Raw genomic sequence first — 17,903 nt, 5'->3', positions numbered from 1 at the left:
TTGTCTCCTTTTTTTTTGTTCGGTCAGGACAGTGCTTCGCGAACGAAGTCCATCCGGTCCTGGCCGAAGAACATCTGGTCGCCGACGAAGAGCGTGGGTGCGCCGAACACGCCGCGCTCGACCGCCTCCTGCGTCGTCGCCTTCAGCGCGGCCTTGGTCTCGGCGTCCTGCGTCAGGCGCTCGATCTCTGCAGGATCGAATCCGCCTTCGGTCAGGATGCGGGCCGTGAGTTGCGCATCGTTCAGGTTGAGCGCGTCGATCCAGAGCGCCTTGAACACGCAGCCCAGCAGCTGCTGCAGCTGCTCGGGGCGGCGCAACTGGATCCCGGTGACCGCGCGCATGAGGAACAGCGTGATGACCGGAAAGTGCGGATTGCCCCTGAACGGGACGCCATATCGGCGCGCGTGGCGCTCGTAGTCCATTTGCGTATAGCGTCCCTTGACGGGGATGGTGGCCGGCGAGGCGTTGCCGGTGGCCTGGTAGACGCCGCCGAGCAGCATCGGCCGGTAGACGAGGTCGGCGCCAAGGCTGGCGCACAGGCCCGGCACCTGTGTCCACGCCAGGTATGACGACGGGCTTCCGACATCGAAGAAAAAGTCGACTGACTTGCGCATTGAGGGGCTCCTTTTGAGTTAACGAACGTTTGATAAACGAACGCTATGTGATTGCAGGTCTTCCGTCAACGGGGTTTCCTTGGGCTTTACCTTTGATTGACAAACGATCGTTCATTGATTAACGTGCAATGACTCAACGGACGTTTTCTAAAGGAGACTGTATGGACCCATCAGCCAGCCACCGTGGTGTGGCTCTCGTCGTCGGCGCCGGTGACGCCACTGGCAGTGCCATCGGCGCGCGCTTTGCCCGCGAGGGCTACGTCGCCTGCCTGACACGGCGATCGGCCGACAAGCTGGAGCCGGCCGTCGAGCGCATTCGCGCGGCGGGCGGCCAGGCGTTCGGGTACGGCAGCGATGCACGGAAGGAGGAAGACGTCGTCGCCCTCGTCGACCAGATCGAGAAGGAGCGCGGCCCCATCGAGGTGATGGTGTTCAACATCGGTGCCAACGTGCCTAGCAGCATTCTGGAGGAGACCGGGCGCAAGTACATGAAGATCTGGGAGATGGCCGCCTTCAGCGCATTCCTGAATGCGCGCGAGGTTGCCCGCAGGATGGTCCAGCGCGGGCGCGGCACCATCCTTTTCACCGGCGCGACGGCCGGCATCCGCGGCTCAGCGAACTTCGCGGCCTTCGCCGGCGCCAAGCATGCGCTGCGCGCCCTGGCTCAGAGCATGGCGCGCGAACTCGGCCCGCGGGGCATTCACGTGGCCCATATCGTGGTCGACGGCGCGATCGACACGGAGTTCATCCGCAGCAACTTCCCCGAACGCTATGCGCTCAAGGAGCAGGACGGCATCCTGAACCCCGAGCACATCGCGGAGAACTACTGGTACCTGCACACCCAGCCTCGAGACGCATGGACGTTCGAGATGGACCTGCGCCCCTACATGGAAACCTGGTGAAAGACACATGAAAACACGCATCACAGAACTCTTCGGCATCCGCCACCCGATCATCCAGGGCGGCATGCACTACGTCGGCTTCGCCGAACTGGCTGCGGCCGTGTCCAATGCCGGTGGGCTCGGGCTCATCACGGGCCTCACGCAAAGGACCCCCGAGCTCCTGGCCAAGGAAATCAGCCGCTGTCGCGAGATGACGGACCAGCCCTTTGGCGTCAACCTCACGTTCCTGCCGACGTTGTCTTCGCCGCCATACCCCGAGTACATCGCGGCGATCGCCGAAGGCGGCGTTCGCATCGTCGAGACAGCGGGGCGCAGTCCCGAGGCCTACATGCCCGCGCTCAAGAAGGCCGGCATCAAGGTGATCCACAAGTGCACATCCGTGCGGCACGCGCTCAAGGCCGAAGCGATCGGATGCGACGCCGTGAGCGTGGACGGCTTCGAGTGCGGCGGCCACCCGGGCGAGGACGACATGCCGAACATGATCCTGCTGCCCCGGGCCGCCGAGGAGTTGAAGATTCCGTTCGTGGCCTCCGGCGGCATGGCCGACGCGCGAAGCCTGGTGGCGGCGCTTGCGCTGGGCGCGGAGGGCATGAACATGGGCACGCGCTTCGTGGCCACGCAGGAGGCACCGGTTCACCAGAACGTGAAGGACGCCATCGTGGCGGCCACCGAGCTCGACACGCGGCTCGTGATGCGCGGGCTGCGCAACACCGAGCGCGTGCTGACCAATTCATCGGTCGAGCAATTGATCCGGATCGAGAGGGAAAAAGGCGCCGATCTCAAGTTCGACGACATCATCGACCAGGTCGCGGGCGTCTACCCGCGCGTGATGTTGGACGGCCAGATGGATGCGGGCGCCTGGAGCTGCGGCATGGTGGTCGGACTGATCAACGACATCCCGACGGTGCAAGAACTGATCGACCGCATCATGGAGGAGGCCGAGCAGCTGATCGCTCGACGGCTCGCAGGGTTCCTGGAGCCTGCGCTGGCTTAGCGTCCTGTCTCACTGATACGTGTGCAAAGTCGGCGGCTTCTCAAGAATGGAGTCCGCGGTGGCTGTCCCCGCGGATTCGACCCGCTGTCCCAAACGGAGCAAGGAAAATCGTCATGAAGTCTCAAATTGCTTGCACGGCAGCCAGCCTGCTGCTCGGAGTCCTCTTGTCCGCAACAACGCTTGCAGGTTCAGCATTTGCCCAGTCGACTCCGCCATCCGCCGCCGCCAGTGGGTCGGCATCACCTTGGGACCAGCGGGTCAATGCCGATGCCATTCAGGCCGATGCCTGGTTCCAGAATTACAAGTTCCGAAACGGGGGGACGCTGGAGCGTGTGAAGATTCACTATGCGACCCTGGGTACGCCCCATCGAAACGCCAAAGGCGAGATTGACAATGCCGTCCTTGTGCTGCATTGGACCGGCGGAGACAGCAGGGCCCTTCTGAGCCCGACATTCACCCAGGCATTCTTCGATCCAGGCCGTCCGCTGGACGCCAAGCGCTACTATTTGATTTTTCCTGACAGCGTGGGCCATGGCCAATCGAGCAAGCCAAGCGACGGCTTGAAGACCAAATTTCCCGACTACGACTACGGCGACATCGTCGATCTCCAACACAAGCTGGTGACCGAGACGCTGGGCGTCAAGCATCTCCACGCCATCCTTGGCATGTCCATGGGCGGCATGAATGCCTGGCAGTGGGCGCAAGCCTATCCCGACATGATGGACGGCGTCATGCCGGTGGTCTCGCTGCCGATCTCGGTCTCAGGCCGCAACCTCTTGTGGCGGCGCATGGTGATCGACGCGATCCGCTCCGATCCGGATTGGAAGGGCGGAGACTACACGCAAACGCCGCGCAGCTGGGCCAATGGCTTCAGGGTGCTGCGAATGATGATCGACAGCGCCCCAGCGCTTCAACAACAAATTCCCAATGGCGCGGCAGCGGACAAATTTCTGGCGACCACCCGCATACAGGCAGAGCACGTCGACCCCAACGATATGCTTTACTCCCTGAAATCGTCATTGAACTACGATCCTGAACCTGGACTTTCGGAGATCAGGACGAAGGTTTTCGCACTGAATTTTTCAGACGATGAGTTCAATCCGGACGAGCTGCAGGTGCTTCAGAACACCGTGCCAAAACTCAAACAGGGCCGTTACGTGGTTCAACCCGGAACGGCAAGGTCACCCGGCCATTTCACGATGACGATCCCCGCCCTTTGGGCTCAGCATGTCGGCAGTTTCATGCAGTGGCTCGGCGACATGCCCTCCCAGGCAAAGAACTAGACCTGCCCACTCCGGGAGATACGTTATGAAACTCCTTCCCTTGATGCTGTCGGCCATCGCGCTAGCCGCGCTGGGTGCCTGCGGGGACTCCGCCAGGCTGCCGGTCGAAGCAGGCTTTGGCGCAAAGCCGGAATTGCCCGCACCGAACCAAACCTTGCTGCCTACCGTCAATATCGCACTGCCCCAGGGTTGGACCGGCGGCGCCCAGCCCACGCCCGCACCGGGCACGCGGGTCAACGCCTTCGCGAGCGGCCTCGACCATCCGCGCTGGCTGCATGTGCTGCCGAACGGTGATGTGCTGGTGGCCGAGAGCAATGCCCCTCCGAAGTCGGGGGCCGGCGATGGCATCAGGGGCATGGTGGCGAAAATGATCATGGCGCGTGCCGGCGCCGGCGTGCCGAGCGCCAACCGCATCACTTTGCTACGCGATGCCGACGGCGACGGCGTTGCCGAGTCGCGCAGCGTCTTCACCGACAAGCTCAACTCGCCGTTCGGCATCGCGCTGGTCGGCAACAACCTGTACGTCGCCAACACCGACGGCGTGCTGCGCTTCCCCTACACGCCCGGTGCCCAGCACATCGATGCGGCCGGCACGCCGGTGACCGACCTGCCCGCCGGGCCGCTGAACCATCACTGGACGAAGAACATCATCGCCAGCCGCGACGGCAGCAAGCTCTATGCAACGGTCGGCTCCAACAGCAACGTCGGCGAGAACGGCATCGACAAGGAGGAGGGCCGCGCCGCGATCTGGGAGATCGATCTGAAGAGCGGCACCAAGCGCCTGTTCGCAACCGGCCTGCGCAACCCGAACGGAATGGCGCTCGAGCCGGTGACCGGTACGCTGTGGACCGTCGCCAACGAGCGCGACGAGATCGGCAGTGATCTGGTGCCCGACTATTTGACCTCGGTGCGCGACGGCGGCTTCTATGGCTGGCCGTACAGCTACTACGGCTCGCACGTTGATGAGCGGGTCAAGCCGCAGCGGCCCGACCTGGTGTCCAAGGCGCTGGCGCCGGACTACGCGCTGGGGGCGCACACCGCCTCGCTCGGCCTGGCGTTCGCCGAGCCGGGCCTGAGCCTTCCCGCCACCTTCGGCGCCGGCGCCTTCATCGGACAGCACGGCTCGTGGAACCGGCGTCCGTTCAGCGGCTACAAGGTCATCTTCGTGCCCTTCGGCGCCGGGCAGCCCGCCGGTCCGCCGGTGGACTTGCTGACCGGCTTCCTTTCCGAAGATGGCAAGGCGCGCGGCCGCCCGGTTGGCGTGGTGCAGGACCGGCGCGGCGCCCTGCTGGTGGCCGACGACGTAGGCAACGTGATCTGGCGCGTCACCGGCACGGCTCGCTCGCCGGGATAGCCCTTCTCATTGTCAAACGCTGCTGTGCGCGCTCGTCCCGGCACTACATCGATCTCGGCCAGCGCGTGTTCGACGTCGAGCGGTTTGGTCCCGTAGCCGCTGCATACAGTCCCCGCGCGCACGGTGGTTGGCCAGCCCGAATGCGGCGATTGATCGCGCGGCGTTCTTGGCCCGGCCGCGGTAACGCGCCTTGTTGAATCACCACAGTCGCTTGGCCACACAGAACACATGCTCAACGCAATCTCAGGGGTGATGACTACGGCACCCTTCATTCCCCAAATCCGGCTTTACCAGGACTGGCTGCGCACGCAGCGCGGTCTCGCTTTCGGCGACTACGACGGCCTGTGGCGCTGGTCCACCGACGACCTGCCAGCCTTCTGGCAAAGCGTGTGGGACTACTTCGACTTGCAGTCTCTCACTCCGCACCGCGCGGTTCTTTCCGATGCCTGCATGCCCGGCGCGCGGTGGTTCGAAGGCGCGCAGTTCAACTATGCCCGGCAGGTGCTGCGCCATGTGGACGCAGCGCAAGCGGCCGGTGTTCCTGCCATCGTCAGCTGCAACGAACAGGGGCTGCGGCGCGAACTCGGCTGGCCGCAGCTGCGCCAACAGGTGGCATCGCTGGCGCTGCACCTGCAGGCCCAGGGCGTGCTGCCCGGCGACCGGGTGGCGGCCTACCTGCCGAATGTGCCCGAAGCCATCGTCGCGTTTCTCGCGACCGCGAGCATCGGGGCCGTCTGGAGCCTGTGCGCGCCCGACATGGGCAGCAACGCGGTGCTGGACCGCTTCCGCCAGATCGCACCCAAGGTGCTGATTGCGTGCGACGGCATCACCTACGGGGGCCGGGAGGTGACTCGCACCGACGTGGTGGCGCAGCTTCGCGACGGCCTGCCCAGCGTGCAGCACCTCCTGCTGCTGGCCGATCCCGGGGTGGCACCGCAGGTCACGCAGCGGCTACAGCCCTTCACGTCGCTGGCCCAGGCCTGCGCCAGCGACGATACGAGGACTGCGGCTTTCGAGCCGCTGTGGCTGCCCTTCGATCACCCGTTGTGGATCGTCTATTCCAGTGGCACTACTGGCCTGCCCAAGCCCATCGTCCATGGCCATGGCGGCACGGTCATCGTGCACCTGGGCCTTATGGTGCTGCACAACGACTTGGGTTGCAGCTACCAGCCCAATAGCCTGGGCGAGCGCTATCACTGGTACAGCTCCACCGGATGGGTGATGTGGAACGCCCAGGTGGCGGGGCTGCTCAATGGCACCACGTGCTGCATCTTCGATGGCAACCCCGGCGGCACCAAGGACAAGCCCGATTGGGGCGTGCTGTGGCGTTTTGCCGCAGAGACCGGGACCACGTTCTTCGGCGCCGGCGCGGCCTTCTTCGCCAACTGCATGAAGGCGGGGCTGGAGGTCGCGCAGTGTGGCGATCTGCGCCGCGTGCGTTCGCTGGGTACCACCGGCTCGCCCTTGAGCGAGGAGGTGCAGCGCTGGGGCACGCAGCAGATGCGGAAGGTACGTGGCATGAGCGCCGACGGGCCGCCGTCAGGTGCGAGGGCCGCCTCGGGGGGCAGCGACCCACACGCAGTGGGGGAGCTTGCGGGGGATATCTGGTGGTGCAACATGGCCGGCGGCACCGATTTCGCAGGGGCTTTCATAGGCGGCAACCGCGAGCTGCCGCAGATACCGGGGCAGATGCAATGCCGGCTGCTCGGCTGCGCGGTGGAAGCCTGGAACGAACAGGGCCAGCCGGTCGTCGACCAGGTCGGCGAATTGGTCTGCACGCGCCCTATGCCCTCGATGCCGCTGTACTTCTGGGGCGACGAAGGGAACAAACGCTACCTGTCCTCCTACTTCGATACCTACCCCGGCATCTGGCGCCACGGCGACTGGCTCAAGGTCACCTCCGATGGCGGCTGCATCATCTACGGCCGCAGCGACGCCACCATCAACCGCCGCGGATTGCGCATGGGCACCAGCGAGCTGTACAGCGCGGTGGAAGCGCTGCCCGAGGTGCTCGATTCCATGGTGGTCGACCTCGAATACCTGGGCCGCGACAGCTACATGCCGCTGTTCGTGGTGTTGCGTCCGGGCGCCGTGCTCGACGAGGCCATGCGCGCCCGCATCGCAGCCAGCCTGCGCATCGCGCTCTCGCCGCGCTTTGTGCCCGACGAGATGTTCCAGGTGGCCGAGATTCCGCGCACCCTGTCCGGCAAGAAGCAGGAGCTGCCGATCAAGAAGCTGTTGCTGGGGCAGCCGCTGGACAAGGTAGTGAACAAGGACGCAATGACCAACCCCTCCAGCCTGGACTGGTTCGTGGCGTTCGCGCAGCAGCGCGCGTCGGCATCGCCGCCTTAGCTGACCCAGGAGGCAACTACCTTGGCGGGCAATAGAAAAAACTCAAACCGCGGCTAATAGGAGTTCGTATGCTATACGGTTACATCGTTCAGAAAAGAATCCGCCAGACTTTTGACCACGTCAACAATCATCGCTGGGATGAGGCGGTGGAAGCAGTCGCGACAAATATCCATCATCGCGTTTCTGGCACACACGCGCTTGGCGGTGAGCGCCACGATAAACCAGCACTACGCCGCTGGTTTGAGCGCCTCGGCCGTGTTCAACCCAATCTGCGTCTCAAGGTCAACAAAGTCTGGGTAACGGGTTGGCCGTGGAATACGAATGTTTTTGTCGAGTGGGTCGGCACTGCAACGCTACTTAACGGGGATGCATATGTCAACCGTGGTCTCCATGTGTTCACCCTACGCTGGGGTAGAGTCCATGCGCTTGAGGAATTTCAAGACTCACAAGCAGCGGCCAGTGCTCTTGCCAGTCAAGCAGCAACGGGGCTCAAAGAAGCTGCCGCCGAACAAATCGTAAGCTAGTTGCAAAGGCGGCAGCGAAATGGCAGGGTCCGGACCGCGTGGTACTCGCGACGCAGTTCCGCTCGGAGCAACACGGCAACATGCTCAAGACGAAGTTGCGCGAGATGCTGTAGGACTATGTTCTTGACGACCGCCCAAGGGGTGGTTCGTGGCACAGGAGAACCCGCAATTCAGGCCCGCGTCCTGACGCCTAGCCACCCCAGGCATGCGGAATCCTGGCACCTAGCCATTGCGCGAGTCTTGCATTCACCTCTACGGGCTTTTCCTGTGCCATCCAGTGTCCTGACTCGATCCGTTCGATCGTCAGATCGCGACAAAGCTTTTTCATCGGTTCGGTCAAAGGCGAATTCACACAGTCGCACGTGTAGTCGTGTGCCGCTTCCAGAAATAGAATGGGCAGGTTGAGATAGCCGTCATTCAACGCCTCGGAAGCATAGCGAGCGTTGGCTGCATGATTCATGTACAGGGAGTCCGTGCCAAAAAAGCTTGTTCGCTCATAGGCGGAGGCATAGGCATGCAGATCGTTCTCGGTGATGACTCGCTCATCACGGGGGACGTTTGGAGCGGTTCCCTTTCCACCGAACCAGCCTCCATCACGGCGAGTCTGAGACAAAAGCGCCGGCTTGCCCTTCCCATCGGGGTTGCCCGCGCGAAAGAGTGCCTTGAAGGTTCCTGCGACGTTTGCCTCCATCGCGCCCGTGGCCTTTGCGAAGTGCTCTTCGTAGAAGCGCTGGTACTCCCAGTTTCCGAACGGGTACTCGCTTTGCGGGTACAGATCGCGGTTGACCAGCCCGACCAACACATCAAGTCCACGCTCCAATGTCGCATAGGGCACGCACAGGTTGGCCGCCGCAAGGCAACGGTCCGGATGGTGGCTGGCAATGTTCCAGACGACCGACGCGCCCCAGTCGTGTCCCACCCAGATCGCCTTTTCATTGCCGAGGGCATCAAGCAACTCGATCATGTCGGCAACAATTTCGCGCTGGGCATACGCGTCATGCGTGCTGTAGAGCGACGACCTCCCGTGGCCTCGCAAGTCCGGAGCAATCGCCCTGAAGCCGAGTGCACCGAAGACTGGAAGCTGATGGCGCCAGCTCAAGGCAAGTTCAGGCCAGCCATGAACGAAGATGATTGGTGTCCCCCGGGTCGGGCCACTTGCGAAATAGAAAGTACTGTTGCGTGCACTTCGGAACGTGTTCTCTGTGATCTGAAATAGCGACATCGGGGGCCCCATCGGAATATTGGCAGGACTTACTTGCAGCGGACGTACGATTCGGTGACGACGTGGGGCAGGCCGCCACCTCGTCGAGCACGACCTCGGCGCTTCAACGAGCATCCCTCGGTAGACGCGACAATGATTTCACAGCGTGCAGTGGCCGTTACCCGACGCACTTTGATGCAGTGCAGGCCCGTTACATTGCTGTACGAACGTTAATCAAACGACCGTGCATTGTCAATCCCGCGCGGTGGCGCAATACGCTTTGCCGCCCAAACCGCCGCCCTATGTCCTCGCCGCCGCAGTCTCGGTCCGGAAATGACTTGGCGGTCTCCCCGTCCACTTTCTGAACGCCTTCCGAAAGTTGGACGGATCCGAAAAGCCAACGCGCTCACAGATCTCTTCGACCGAGAGCGCGGTGCGCTCGAGATACTCCACGGCGAGCGTGCGGCGTACATCGTCGATGATCGATTGGTAGGATAGTCCCTCTGAAGCCAGTCTGCGGTTGAGCGTGCGCAGCGACGTGCCAAGGTCTGCAGCAATCTCATCGATATTCGGGAAGCGACCCGGCTGGTTCACGAGAATGACCCTGATGGAGTCAGCGAGCTCCGACCCCGGGGGTTGCTCCGACAAGACCTGTTCGCAGAAGCGCTGGCAAACTTTGACCAACACGGGGTTCGCGTTGGGCAAAGGCAAGCTCCAGGCCGATTCGGGAAAGTGCCACTCCATCGTCTCGGCTGCGAACTCGACCGGGCAGTTGAACATCTGCCTGTAAGTTCGCCAATGAGGCGGCGCGGGGTAAGGCAGCAGCATGCGCGCGGAAGGAAGCGGCGCCTCCAGTATGTGGCTGAGGAAGGCATGGTTCGAGCTGCGCCAGAACTCCGCAACGAATGGCAGGAGTTCGCCCAGCGACGCCGGGTCATGACTGCGCAACTTGATCGTCCCCCCTTCAACGCGTGAGGTGATCTGCAGCACAGGTCCGACTTGCCGAAGCTGTCGAAAACACAGGTCCATCGCATCCCCGAGTGTCTTGCTGCTGGCCAAGGCATAGCCCCAGACGCCGAAATCGCTGATGCGCTGCCGGGCCCCGGCCCGCAGTGCCACATCCGATCGCTTCGCGAGGCGCTGCGCGTTGCGATAGATGGCCAAACGCTGGTCCCGGGAGATCAGCATTGAATGATCGTCGAACTGCTCGCTGAGCACCCCCGTTCGACTCAGAAAGGCGCGCGAAGACACGCCCTGACTCTCCATCTCTGCGACGAGTGCCTTCAAGCCGAAGACGCTGAGTTGCGGCGTGTTGCGATCCCCTGGGCGGTGGATGAAAGTCAGCTTGGGCAGTGCCATCGTGAAACCCCGCTAGTCGAAGGTGTGGCATCAGCCAACCTGCATATTGGCATTAAATCACCTTTTCCTTCTGATGTTGCGCTCAGAAAATCGCACCCAGAAAGGCGCGTTGCGGTGCCCGATTTTCTTGAACTAACCAGGAGACCCCGATGAGTGAAGAGATTATTGTCGCGACAAAGCATGGCGATGTGACTGTGCTGACCATGAACTACCGTCCCTACAACTTGATGGGGCCTGCGCTGTTCAATCCGCTGATCGCGAAGATGCGCGACGCCGCTGCGCAAGGCAGCCGCGCCATCGTTCTGCGCAGCGGCCTGCGGCACTACTGCGCGGGTGCGGACGTCACCCAGTTCGAAGCGCTTTTGGAGCAGGGCAAGAAGGACGGTAAGGCTGCGAGCGCACCGATGTGGAATCCGGTGGACGTACTGAATGCGTTCGAAAATTTGCCCGTGCCCATCGTGGCAAGCGTTCACGGCGCCTGCCTGGGCGGTGGGGTTGAGCTCGCCCTGGCCTGTGATTACATCATCGCCGCCTCATCGGCCAAGTTTGGCTCAGTGGAAAGCGCATTGGGCCTGCACCCTCTGATGGGCGCCATCCAGCGCCAGGTTCAGCGGATCGGTGTGGCCCGCGCAAAGGAAATGTCGATGCTCGGGCGCCGGTACGACGCCGAGACGCTGGAGCGTTGGGGGCTGATCAACTTGGTCGTAGCGGACGAGAAGTTGGAAGAGTCCACCATGATGGTGGCCCAGGAGTTGGCCAACGGGCCGACGATTGCACATGCAGTGACCAAGCAGATTGCCCGGATCGCCGCCAATCAAGGTGTTGAAGCAGCCGACCTGGCGATGGCCGAGTTGCAAAAGCCGATATGGGCTTCGAACGACGTGAGGGTCGGACTCGAATCCTTCCTCAAGCAAGGCCCTGGCCTCGCAAATTTTGAGGGGCGCTGATCATGTCCGGACCCCTGCAAGGCCTCAAAGTCGTCGACTTCTCGCGCGTGCTGGCTGGGCCTCTGTGCGCCCGGACTCTGGCGGACCTTGGCGCCGAGGTGATCAAGATCGAGCCTCCTCGTCCCGACGTGTCTCGCCTCGCTTTTCCATTCGTCGACGGCATGTCCGGCTATTACGCCCAGCAGAACGTCGGCAAGCGCAACGTCAGCATCGACCTCAACGTCCACGGTTCTGTAGAGCTGGTCTTGAAGATGATCGACCAGGCAGACATCGTGGTCGAGAATTTTCGGGCTGGAACGCTCAAGTTCTTTGGGCTTGACTATGCATCTTTGGTAAAGCGCAATCCACGTCTGATCTACGTGTCGATCTCGGGCTACGGTCAAGGTGGGCCTTGGGCGTCGCGCATGGCCTATGCGCCGACGGTACAAGCAGAAGCCGGGTTCACGCACAACACGCTGCGCCACTACGGAGACTCGCTGAGCCGCCTTCGGCCTGACCCGCTGTCGCACGCCGACGTTTACGCCGGCTTGCAAGCGACCATTGCCGTCCTGGCGGCCGTCAGGGGCAGGGAAGTCACCGGTCGCGGCCAATACATCGACGTTGCCATGGCGGCGGTCATGTTGGCCGTCAATGAGCGTGCGCACATCGACATGGCGGGCATCGACACGGGTGCTGAGCCAGGAATCTTGGGCGCCACCGAAGGGGCCTTCTTCGTCGGGCCGGGGGGCGAGCGCTTCCTGACGCCGCAGAGTCTCGTGGGCAGCGGAACGTTCCCGCAGTACCTTGGCGCGATGCGCCGCATCGACTTGGCGAGTGACCCCCGCTTCGCGACGGCACAAGCGCGAGCGGCGAACTACGACGCGCTCCATGCGATCGTGCAGGCATGGGTGCTCACGTTCCGCGACATGGCCACGCTCGATGCACAGTTGGACGAAGCCAAAATTGCAATGGGCCAGATACGGACGACCGAGGAAATTGCGAATTCCGAATGGGCGGAGTACTGGGGTGCCGTGCAGGACGTGCCGGACCGCCGGGGGGGCTCTTACCGTTTACACGGCCGGCCCTGGCGCTTCTCGGAGGACAAGCTTCCCGCCCCCACGGCGCCTTCGTTTCGAGGTGAGGACAACGCGGAGGTTTTTGCGAGCTTGGGCATGAGCCAGGAAGCGATCAAGGCAGCGACCGCGGCGGGCATGCTGATAGAGCACGTGCCAGAGACCCCGGTGTTCGTCGCCCCGGCAACGACCGACGCACCAGCCGACCCCGTGAATGCCTGATCGCCATGACTTTCGAAACCGATCACACGCACGATGCGAGCGTTCAAAGCTGGGTCACCAGCGCGAACGCGCCCAGCACCGAGTTTCCCATCCAGAACCTGCCGCTCGGCGTATTCAGCACGGCGGGTGCGAAAGAGCGCAGGATCGGTGTCGCTATCGGCGACCAGATCCTCGATCTGAGCGCCGCCTTGGATGGGGGGGTGCTGCCCGGCCTGGATGGCTTGCAGGCCGCGCTGCGCGGCAACAGTCTCAACTTGCTGATGTCGAGTGGACGCGCTGCAAGACAAGCGGTGCGGGATGCGGTTTTCACGCTGCTGCGGGCCGACAGCGGCCACGCGGCAGCGGCCAGTGCCTGCCTGATGCCGATGCGCGACGCGCAGATGCACCTGCCGGCACAGATCGGTAATTTCACCGATTTCTTCACCTCCATCCACCACGTGCGGCGTACGGGCGAACTCATGCGACCCGAGATGCCCGTGGCCCCCAACTTTCGGCACATGCCGATTGCCTACCATGGCCGCGCCTCCACCGTGGTCGAAAGCGGCGTGCCTTGTATCCGGCCGCGAGGACAGCTTGGGGATCCACAAGGAGCAGCTCAGGTCTACGCGCCCTCACAACGCATGGACTTCGAACTGGAGGTGGGTTGCTTCGTTGGCCGGGAAAACGCCCTGGGTCAGCCCATTTCGATCGACGAGGCCGACGACCACATGTTCGGACTCTGCCTGGTCAATGACTGGTCGGCGCGCGACATCCAGATGTGGGAGAGCTATCCCTTGGGGCCGTTCCTCGCCAAGAGCTTCATGACGACGGCGTCACCGTGGGTGGTGACGCTGGAAGCGCTGGCGCCGTACCGCGTGCCAGCGCCGACGCGCGACGCGGGCGAAACGCCGGTACCGGCGGCGCTCACGTCGGCCAGGCATGCGGCCCAGGGTGGCATCTCGATCTCGCTACAGGTTCTGCTGCAGACCGCGGCGATGCAAAAAAGCGGCATGGCCCCGGTCGTGATTTCGCAGCCGCAATTCAGCGACCAGTACTGGACGCTCACGCAGATGCTCACCCACCACGCCAGCAACGGATGCAGCCTGCGCACGGGCGACTTGTTGTCCAGTGGAACCGTCTCGGGCCCGGAGCGCAAGGACTCGGGATGCCTGATCGAGTTCAATGCCGGGGGTAAGCAGGCCCTGTCGTTGCCCTCGGGTGAAACGCGTCTTTTCCTCGAGGACGGCGACACTGTGTGGCTGCGCGGCGTGTGCGAGCGGGATGGCTACAAGCCGATCGGGTTCGGCGAGTGCAAGGCTCAAATTGTGGGGGATGCGAGATGACGCCGCAAAAAATGACCGTCGAAGTCAACGGAGTTCCGGTGAGTGCGGAGATCGAGTCGCGCGAATTGCTGGTGCATTTCCTGCGGGACCACGCGGGCATGACGGGCACGCACATCGGCTGCGATACCTCGCAATGCGGGGCTTGCACTGTGCAGATCGACGGCAACACGGCCAAGTCCTGTACGGTGCTGGCGGTTCAGGCGCAAGGCCACCGCGTCACAACCATCGAGGGGCTGGGCACCCCGAAAAAGATGACGCCGCTGCAACAGGCCTTCACCGAGATGCACGGGCTCCAATGCGGTTTTTGCACGCCAGGCATGGTCTTCGCGGGGCAGGCGCTGCTGGACCGGGTTCCCAATCCGACCGAAGAGCAGGTGCGTGAAGCCTTGCACGGCAATCTGTGCCGCTGCACCGGCTATCAAAACATAGTCAATGCAGTCATGCTGGCTGCCACCCGAGCAGGTGACACAGGCCACGCTTCAGGCAAGCAGAAGGAGCTCGCGCAATGACCAGGCTCGATGACATTGAACATGTCAACCATATCGGACAATCCGTCACCCGACGCGAAGACCCGCCTCTTCTGACCGGCCGCGGCCGATTCACCGACGATATCGCGATCAAGGGCCTGACCTGCGCCATGGTGCTGCGTTCGCCCCACGGCCATGCGCTGATCAAGTCGATCGACATCTCTGCCGCCGCGTCCATGCCCGGTGTGGTGGGCATCCTGACCTATGAAGACCTGCGTGGCAAGGTCGGCGACATCCGCCCCAACTGGGTTGTGGGCGGCTCCCTCGTCCCAGCCCACCCCCCGCTGGCCGACGGTCGCGTGCGCTACGTCGGCGAATCGGTCGCGCTCGTTGTGGCCAATACGCGCCAGCAAGCTGCCGATGCGCTGGAAGCCATCTTCGTCGACTATGAAGTGCTGCCTGCGGTGGTGGACGAAGAAGCGGCCCTGCAGGAAGGCGCGCCGCAGTTGCATGACAATGTGCCGGGCAACCTCATCACTGTTTTCAGGGGCGGCGGCGGCGACTACGCGGCAGCGGCAGCGGCAGCGGACCATCTGGTTCGGGTGCGACTGGTCAACAACCGGTTGATCCCCAGCCCGATCGAGCCCCGGGCCGTGCGAGCCGTCTACGACACGACCACTGAGAAGCTGACCTTCTACCTGCCGACGCAGGTGCCTCACATGTCTAGGCGCTGGCTGGCCGAAACCTTGGGCTGGCCCGAGCACAGGATTCACCTGATCGCGCCCGACATCGGCGGGGGCTTCGGCGCGAAGATGCACTTCTACGCCGAGGAAATTCTGGTCGCGTTCGCCGCAAAACATTTCGAGCGGCCGGTCGGCTGGACCGAGACGCGCAGCGAAGCGCACATGGCCACCACGCACGGCCGCGCGCACATCGAGAACGTGGAAGCCGCGGTCACGAAAGACGGTCGTGTGCTGGGCATCAAGATGCGCTCGTTGGCCAACCTGGGTGCCTACCTGTCGAACATGGCAACCGGCATCCCGACGGTCAATACGGTGTCATTCGCCTGCGGCAACTACGACATCCCCGCACTGGATGCGCAGATGCGGCTGGTGACGACCAACACCACGCCGGTGGACGCCTACCGCGGCGCCGGCCGCCCCGAAGCCGCTTACCTCATTGAGCGGACCATGGACGCGGTCGCTGCCAAACTCGCCATCGATCCGGTCGAACTGCGTCGGATCAACCTGATCCGCAAACATCAGTTTCCCTACCGGCCCTACGGACACCCGCTTTTCGTGTGGGACACCGGCAACTACGAGGGTGCCCTCGAGGCCGCGGTCAAGGAGATTGACTACAACGGATGGCGCGCGAAGCAGGCCGCCCTGCGGGCGCAGGGGCGCTATGTCGGCGTTGCCGTCACCTGCTACATGGAACTGGTCGGCGTCGGCAGTTCGGCCGCGATGAAGATGGTTGGGTTCAACCGCGGCGGTTGGGAAAGCGCACTGCTGCGGGTCCACTCCGACGGCAAGGTCACGCTGTTCTCGGGGTCAATGCCACAAGGCCATGGGCACGCGACAAGCTACGCGCAGATCGTAGGCAGCGTGCTGCAGTTGCCAATGGACGATATTGACGTCGTCCAGGGCGATACGGACCGTGTGCCCTTCGGCCATGGCACGTTCAACTCGCGCTCCATGGTCGTGGGCGGCACCGCTGCTCACAATGCGGCGCAAAAGGTGCTTGCCAAGGCCAAGCTCATCGCCGCCACCATGCTGGACTCGACGCCGGAACACGTCAACTATGCGGGGGGAATGTTCAGCGTCGCGGGCGAGACAAAAGCGCGCAGCGTCGGCTTCGGCCAGGTCGCGCGCATGGCGTACGTCAGCTCCAATCTTCCGCTGGGCATGGAGCCGGGCCTGGAAGAAACCGTGTTCTACCAGTCCGAAAAAATGGTGGCGCCATTCGGCAGCCACGCGGCAGTCGTCGAGGTCGACATCGAGACAGGCGAGGTGAAGATTCTCGACTATGTCGCCGTGGACGATGTGGGCAATCTCATCAATCCCATGCTGTGCCATGGACAGATGCACGGCGGCATCGCCCAGGGCATCGGCCAGGCCTTGTACGAGGGCGTCGAATACGACGAGACCGGGCAACTCCTGACCGGTTCACTGCTCGACTACGCCGTGCCTAAAAGCGATCAGGTCCCGACGATGCGAACCAGCTTCCAGGTGACCCCAACCCCGGTGAATCCGCTGGGTGTCAAGGGCATCGGCGAAGCCGGCTGTGTCGGCGCACCGCCGGTCATCGTCAGTGCGGTGTGCGATGCGCTCCAGAGCTTCGGCATCACCCACATCGACATGCCGTTGACGCCACCCAAGGTGTGGCGTGCCATTCGTGCCGCACAAACCGCCGGGAAAGAGGAGCTGACCCAATGATCCCGAGTGCATTTGAGTACACCCGACCCCGCAGCTTGTCCGAGGCGCTTGCCCAACTTACCCGCGGCGGCGACGGTGCGAAGTTGATGAGTGGCGGCCACTCGCTGCTGCCAATGATGAAACTGCGCCTGGCAGCGCCCGGGACCCTGATCGACATCGCCGAACTGCCTGAACTGCAAGGCATCAGGATCGGCGCAAGCGAGATTGTCATCGGCGCGGCGACAACCCACGCCCAGCTTGAACACCACGCCGAGTTGGCCGTGGCATTGCCGCTTCTTGCGAGCATCGCCGGGCTGATTGCGGACCCGACCGTGCGCAATCGCGGCACCATCGGAGGCTCGCTGGCGAACGCCGATCCTTCGGCCGATTGGCCGGCGGCGATGTTGGCGCTTGACGCGACGATCGAAGTCGTCGGGCCCAAAGGCGAGCGTTCGATTCCTGCCGCTTCGTTCTTCAAGGGACTGTTCGAAACCGACTTGCGGCCCGACGAAATTGTCGTGCGCATGCGCATCCCGGTGGTGTCGAACCGGCGCGGGGTTTACCGCAAGTTCCGCCATCCAGCCTCGGGTTACGCCGTCGTCGGCGTGGCGGTGGTTCTGGCGTACGAGGCCAATCGCTGCAGTGGCGGACGGATTGCGGTGACTGGTTTTTCGGCCCATGCATTCCGCGCGAAAGCCGCCGAAACCGCGTTGGCCGGATATGCCGGCCAGCCCGACCAAACGGAGCGCCTGATCGACCTGGCGTTCACGGGCGCGTCACCGCTGGAAGACCGCTTCGCCGACGCCGACTATCGCACTCAACTGGGACGCACGATGCTTCGCCGCGCGCTCACCGATGTGATGTCCGCCGCTTGATCAGTACGGTAACCAGGAGAC

General features: G+C 63.3%; 15 protein-coding genes. 12 read left to right on the top strand and 3 right to left on the bottom strand.

The genetic code is table 11. The features are described from left to right. Nucleotides 1-23 precede the first annotated feature (23 nt). Nucleotides 24-614 (bottom strand): 2-hydroxychromene-2-carboxylate isomerase, encoded by a 591-nt coding sequence (locus tag ACSQ9I_RS17540; protein ID WP_436292830.1) that lies wholly within the window; start codon nt 612-614, stop codon nt 24-26. Between the two features lie 161 nt (nt 615-775). Here ACSQ9I_RS17540 and ACSQ9I_RS17535 point away from each other — a divergent pair, with 161 nt between their 5' ends. The 6 genes from ACSQ9I_RS17535 to ACSQ9I_RS17510 all read left to right on the top strand — a co-directional run bounded on the left by ACSQ9I_RS17535 (nt 776) and on the right by ACSQ9I_RS17510 (nt 8,023). Beyond that, nucleotides 776-1,516 (top strand): SDR family oxidoreductase, encoded by a 741-nt coding sequence (locus ACSQ9I_RS17535; RefSeq protein WP_436292831.1) that lies wholly within the window; start codon nt 776-778, stop codon nt 1,514-1,516. Nucleotides 1,517-1,523: 7 nt separating this feature from the next. Then, entirely contained in the window at nt 1,524-2,510 is a 987-nt protein-coding gene (locus ACSQ9I_RS17530) for an NAD(P)H-dependent flavin oxidoreductase (RefSeq protein ID WP_436313911.1), read from the top strand. Nucleotides 2,511-2,623: 113 nt separating this feature from the next. Next, nucleotides 2,624-3,793, top strand: a complete 1,170-nt coding sequence (locus ACSQ9I_RS17525) for an alpha/beta fold hydrolase (RefSeq protein WP_436313910.1) — start codon at nt 2,624-2,626, stop codon at nt 3,791-3,793. 25 nt (nt 3,794-3,818) lie between these two features. Further along, nucleotides 3,819-5,147 carry a PQQ-dependent sugar dehydrogenase gene (locus tag ACSQ9I_RS17520; RefSeq protein WP_436313909.1) on the top strand — a complete coding sequence of 443 codons (1,329 nt, stop codon included), beginning with the start codon at nt 3,819-3,821 and terminating at the stop codon, nt 5,145-5,147. 252 nt (nt 5,148-5,399) lie between these two features. Further along, nucleotides 5,400-7,499, top strand: coding sequence for an acetoacetate--CoA ligase (locus tag ACSQ9I_RS17515; RefSeq protein ID WP_436313908.1), 2,100 nt, complete (start codon nt 5,400-5,402; stop codon nt 7,497-7,499). Between the two features lie 68 nt (nt 7,500-7,567). Beyond that, a complete protein-coding gene (locus ACSQ9I_RS17510) occupies nt 7,568-8,023 on the top strand; it encodes a nuclear transport factor 2 family protein (RefSeq protein WP_436313907.1) in 456 nt (151 codons plus the stop codon). A gap of 190 nt (nt 8,024-8,213) precedes the next feature. Here the strand turns inward: ACSQ9I_RS17510 and ACSQ9I_RS17505 are convergent, their stop codons facing one another. Both ACSQ9I_RS17505 and ACSQ9I_RS17500 read right to left on the bottom strand, forming a co-directional pair. Next, nucleotides 8,214-9,245: an alpha/beta fold hydrolase gene (locus ACSQ9I_RS17505; protein ID WP_436313906.1), complete on the bottom strand. Its 1,032-nt coding sequence runs from the start codon at nt 9,243-9,245 to the stop codon at nt 8,214-8,216. Nucleotides 9,246-9,524: 279 nt separating this feature from the next. Further along, the gene (locus ACSQ9I_RS17500; RefSeq protein WP_436313905.1) at nt 9,525-10,583 is read right to left on the bottom strand and encodes an AraC family transcriptional regulator; all 1,059 of its coding nucleotides are present in this window, start codon (nt 10,581-10,583) and stop codon (nt 9,525-9,527) included. A gap of 149 nt (nt 10,584-10,732) precedes the next feature. Here ACSQ9I_RS17500 and ACSQ9I_RS17495 point away from each other — a divergent pair, with 149 nt between their 5' ends. The 6 genes from ACSQ9I_RS17495 to ACSQ9I_RS17470 are packed head-to-tail and all read left to right on the top strand — an operon-like array spanning nt 10,733 to nt 17,882. After that, on the top strand, nt 10,733-11,530 hold the full coding sequence (locus ACSQ9I_RS17495) for an enoyl-CoA hydratase/isomerase family protein (RefSeq protein WP_436304328.1): 798 nt from the start codon (nt 10,733-10,735) through the stop codon (nt 11,528-11,530). Nucleotides 11,531-11,532: 2 nt separating this feature from the next. Next, the gene (locus ACSQ9I_RS17490) at nt 11,533-12,804 is read left to right on the top strand and encodes a CaiB/BaiF CoA transferase family protein (protein ID WP_436313904.1); all 1,272 of its coding nucleotides are present in this window, start codon (nt 11,533-11,535) and stop codon (nt 12,802-12,804) included. A gap of 5 nt (nt 12,805-12,809) precedes the next feature. Next, nucleotides 12,810-14,126: a fumarylacetoacetase gene (fahA, locus tag ACSQ9I_RS17485; RefSeq protein WP_436313903.1), complete on the top strand. Its 1,317-nt coding sequence runs from the start codon at nt 12,810-12,812 to the stop codon at nt 14,124-14,126. Beyond that, the gene (locus tag ACSQ9I_RS17480) at nt 14,123-14,635 is read left to right on the top strand and encodes a (2Fe-2S)-binding protein (protein ID WP_436313902.1); all 513 of its coding nucleotides are present in this window, start codon (nt 14,123-14,125) and stop codon (nt 14,633-14,635) included. The genes fahA and ACSQ9I_RS17480 overlap by 4 nt, the downstream gene beginning before the upstream one ends. Continuing rightward, nucleotides 14,632-17,028 (top strand): xanthine dehydrogenase family protein molybdopterin-binding subunit, encoded by a 2,397-nt coding sequence (locus ACSQ9I_RS17475; RefSeq protein ID WP_436313901.1) that lies wholly within the window; start codon nt 14,632-14,634, stop codon nt 17,026-17,028. Before ACSQ9I_RS17480 ends, ACSQ9I_RS17475 begins: the two co-directional genes overlap by 4 nt. Next, on the top strand, nt 17,025-17,882 hold the full coding sequence (locus tag ACSQ9I_RS17470; RefSeq protein WP_436313900.1) for an FAD binding domain-containing protein: 858 nt from the start codon (nt 17,025-17,027) through the stop codon (nt 17,880-17,882). The genes ACSQ9I_RS17475 and ACSQ9I_RS17470 overlap by 4 nt, the downstream gene beginning before the upstream one ends. The last annotated feature ends 21 nt before the right edge of the window (nt 17,883-17,903 follow it).

This window comes from Variovorax sp. LjRoot84 (assembly GCF_964254305.1).
Lineage (GTDB): Bacteria > Pseudomonadota > Gammaproteobacteria > Burkholderiales > Burkholderiaceae_C > Variovorax.
This window is presented reverse-complemented; position numbering and strand designations above follow the sequence as displayed.

Coding starts and splice junctions, on each gene's coding strand:
- ACSQ9I_RS17540 (WP_436292830.1), bottom strand. CDS start 614: ATGCGCAAGTCAGTCGACTTTTTCTTCGATGTCGGAAGCCCGTCGTCA.
- ACSQ9I_RS17535 (WP_436292831.1), top strand. CDS start 776: ATGGACCCATCAGCCAGCCACCGTGGTGTGGCTCTCGTCGTCGGCGCC.
- ACSQ9I_RS17530 (WP_436313911.1), top strand. CDS start 1,524: ATGAAAACACGCATCACAGAACTCTTCGGCATCCGCCACCCGATCATC.
- ACSQ9I_RS17525 (WP_436313910.1), top strand. CDS start 2,624: ATGAAGTCTCAAATTGCTTGCACGGCAGCCAGCCTGCTGCTCGGAGTC.
- ACSQ9I_RS17520 (WP_436313909.1), top strand. CDS start 3,819: ATGAAACTCCTTCCCTTGATGCTGTCGGCCATCGCGCTAGCCGCGCTG.
- ACSQ9I_RS17515 (WP_436313908.1), top strand. CDS start 5,400: ATGACTACGGCACCCTTCATTCCCCAAATCCGGCTTTACCAGGACTGG.
- ACSQ9I_RS17510 (WP_436313907.1), top strand. CDS start 7,568: ATGCTATACGGTTACATCGTTCAGAAAAGAATCCGCCAGACTTTTGAC.
- ACSQ9I_RS17505 (WP_436313906.1), bottom strand. CDS start 9,245: ATGTCGCTATTTCAGATCACAGAGAACACGTTCCGAAGTGCACGCAAC.
- ACSQ9I_RS17500 (WP_436313905.1), bottom strand. CDS start 10,583: ATGGCACTGCCCAAGCTGACTTTCATCCACCGCCCAGGGGATCGCAAC.
- ACSQ9I_RS17495 (WP_436304328.1), top strand. CDS start 10,733: ATGAGTGAAGAGATTATTGTCGCGACAAAGCATGGCGATGTGACTGTG.
- ACSQ9I_RS17490 (WP_436313904.1), top strand. CDS start 11,533: ATGTCCGGACCCCTGCAAGGCCTCAAAGTCGTCGACTTCTCGCGCGTG.
- fahA (WP_436313903.1), top strand. CDS start 12,810: ATGACTTTCGAAACCGATCACACGCACGATGCGAGCGTTCAAAGCTGG.
- ACSQ9I_RS17480 (WP_436313902.1), top strand. CDS start 14,123: ATGACGCCGCAAAAAATGACCGTCGAAGTCAACGGAGTTCCGGTGAGT.
- ACSQ9I_RS17475 (WP_436313901.1), top strand. CDS start 14,632: ATGACCAGGCTCGATGACATTGAACATGTCAACCATATCGGACAATCC.
- ACSQ9I_RS17470 (WP_436313900.1), top strand. CDS start 17,025: ATGATCCCGAGTGCATTTGAGTACACCCGACCCCGCAGCTTGTCCGAG.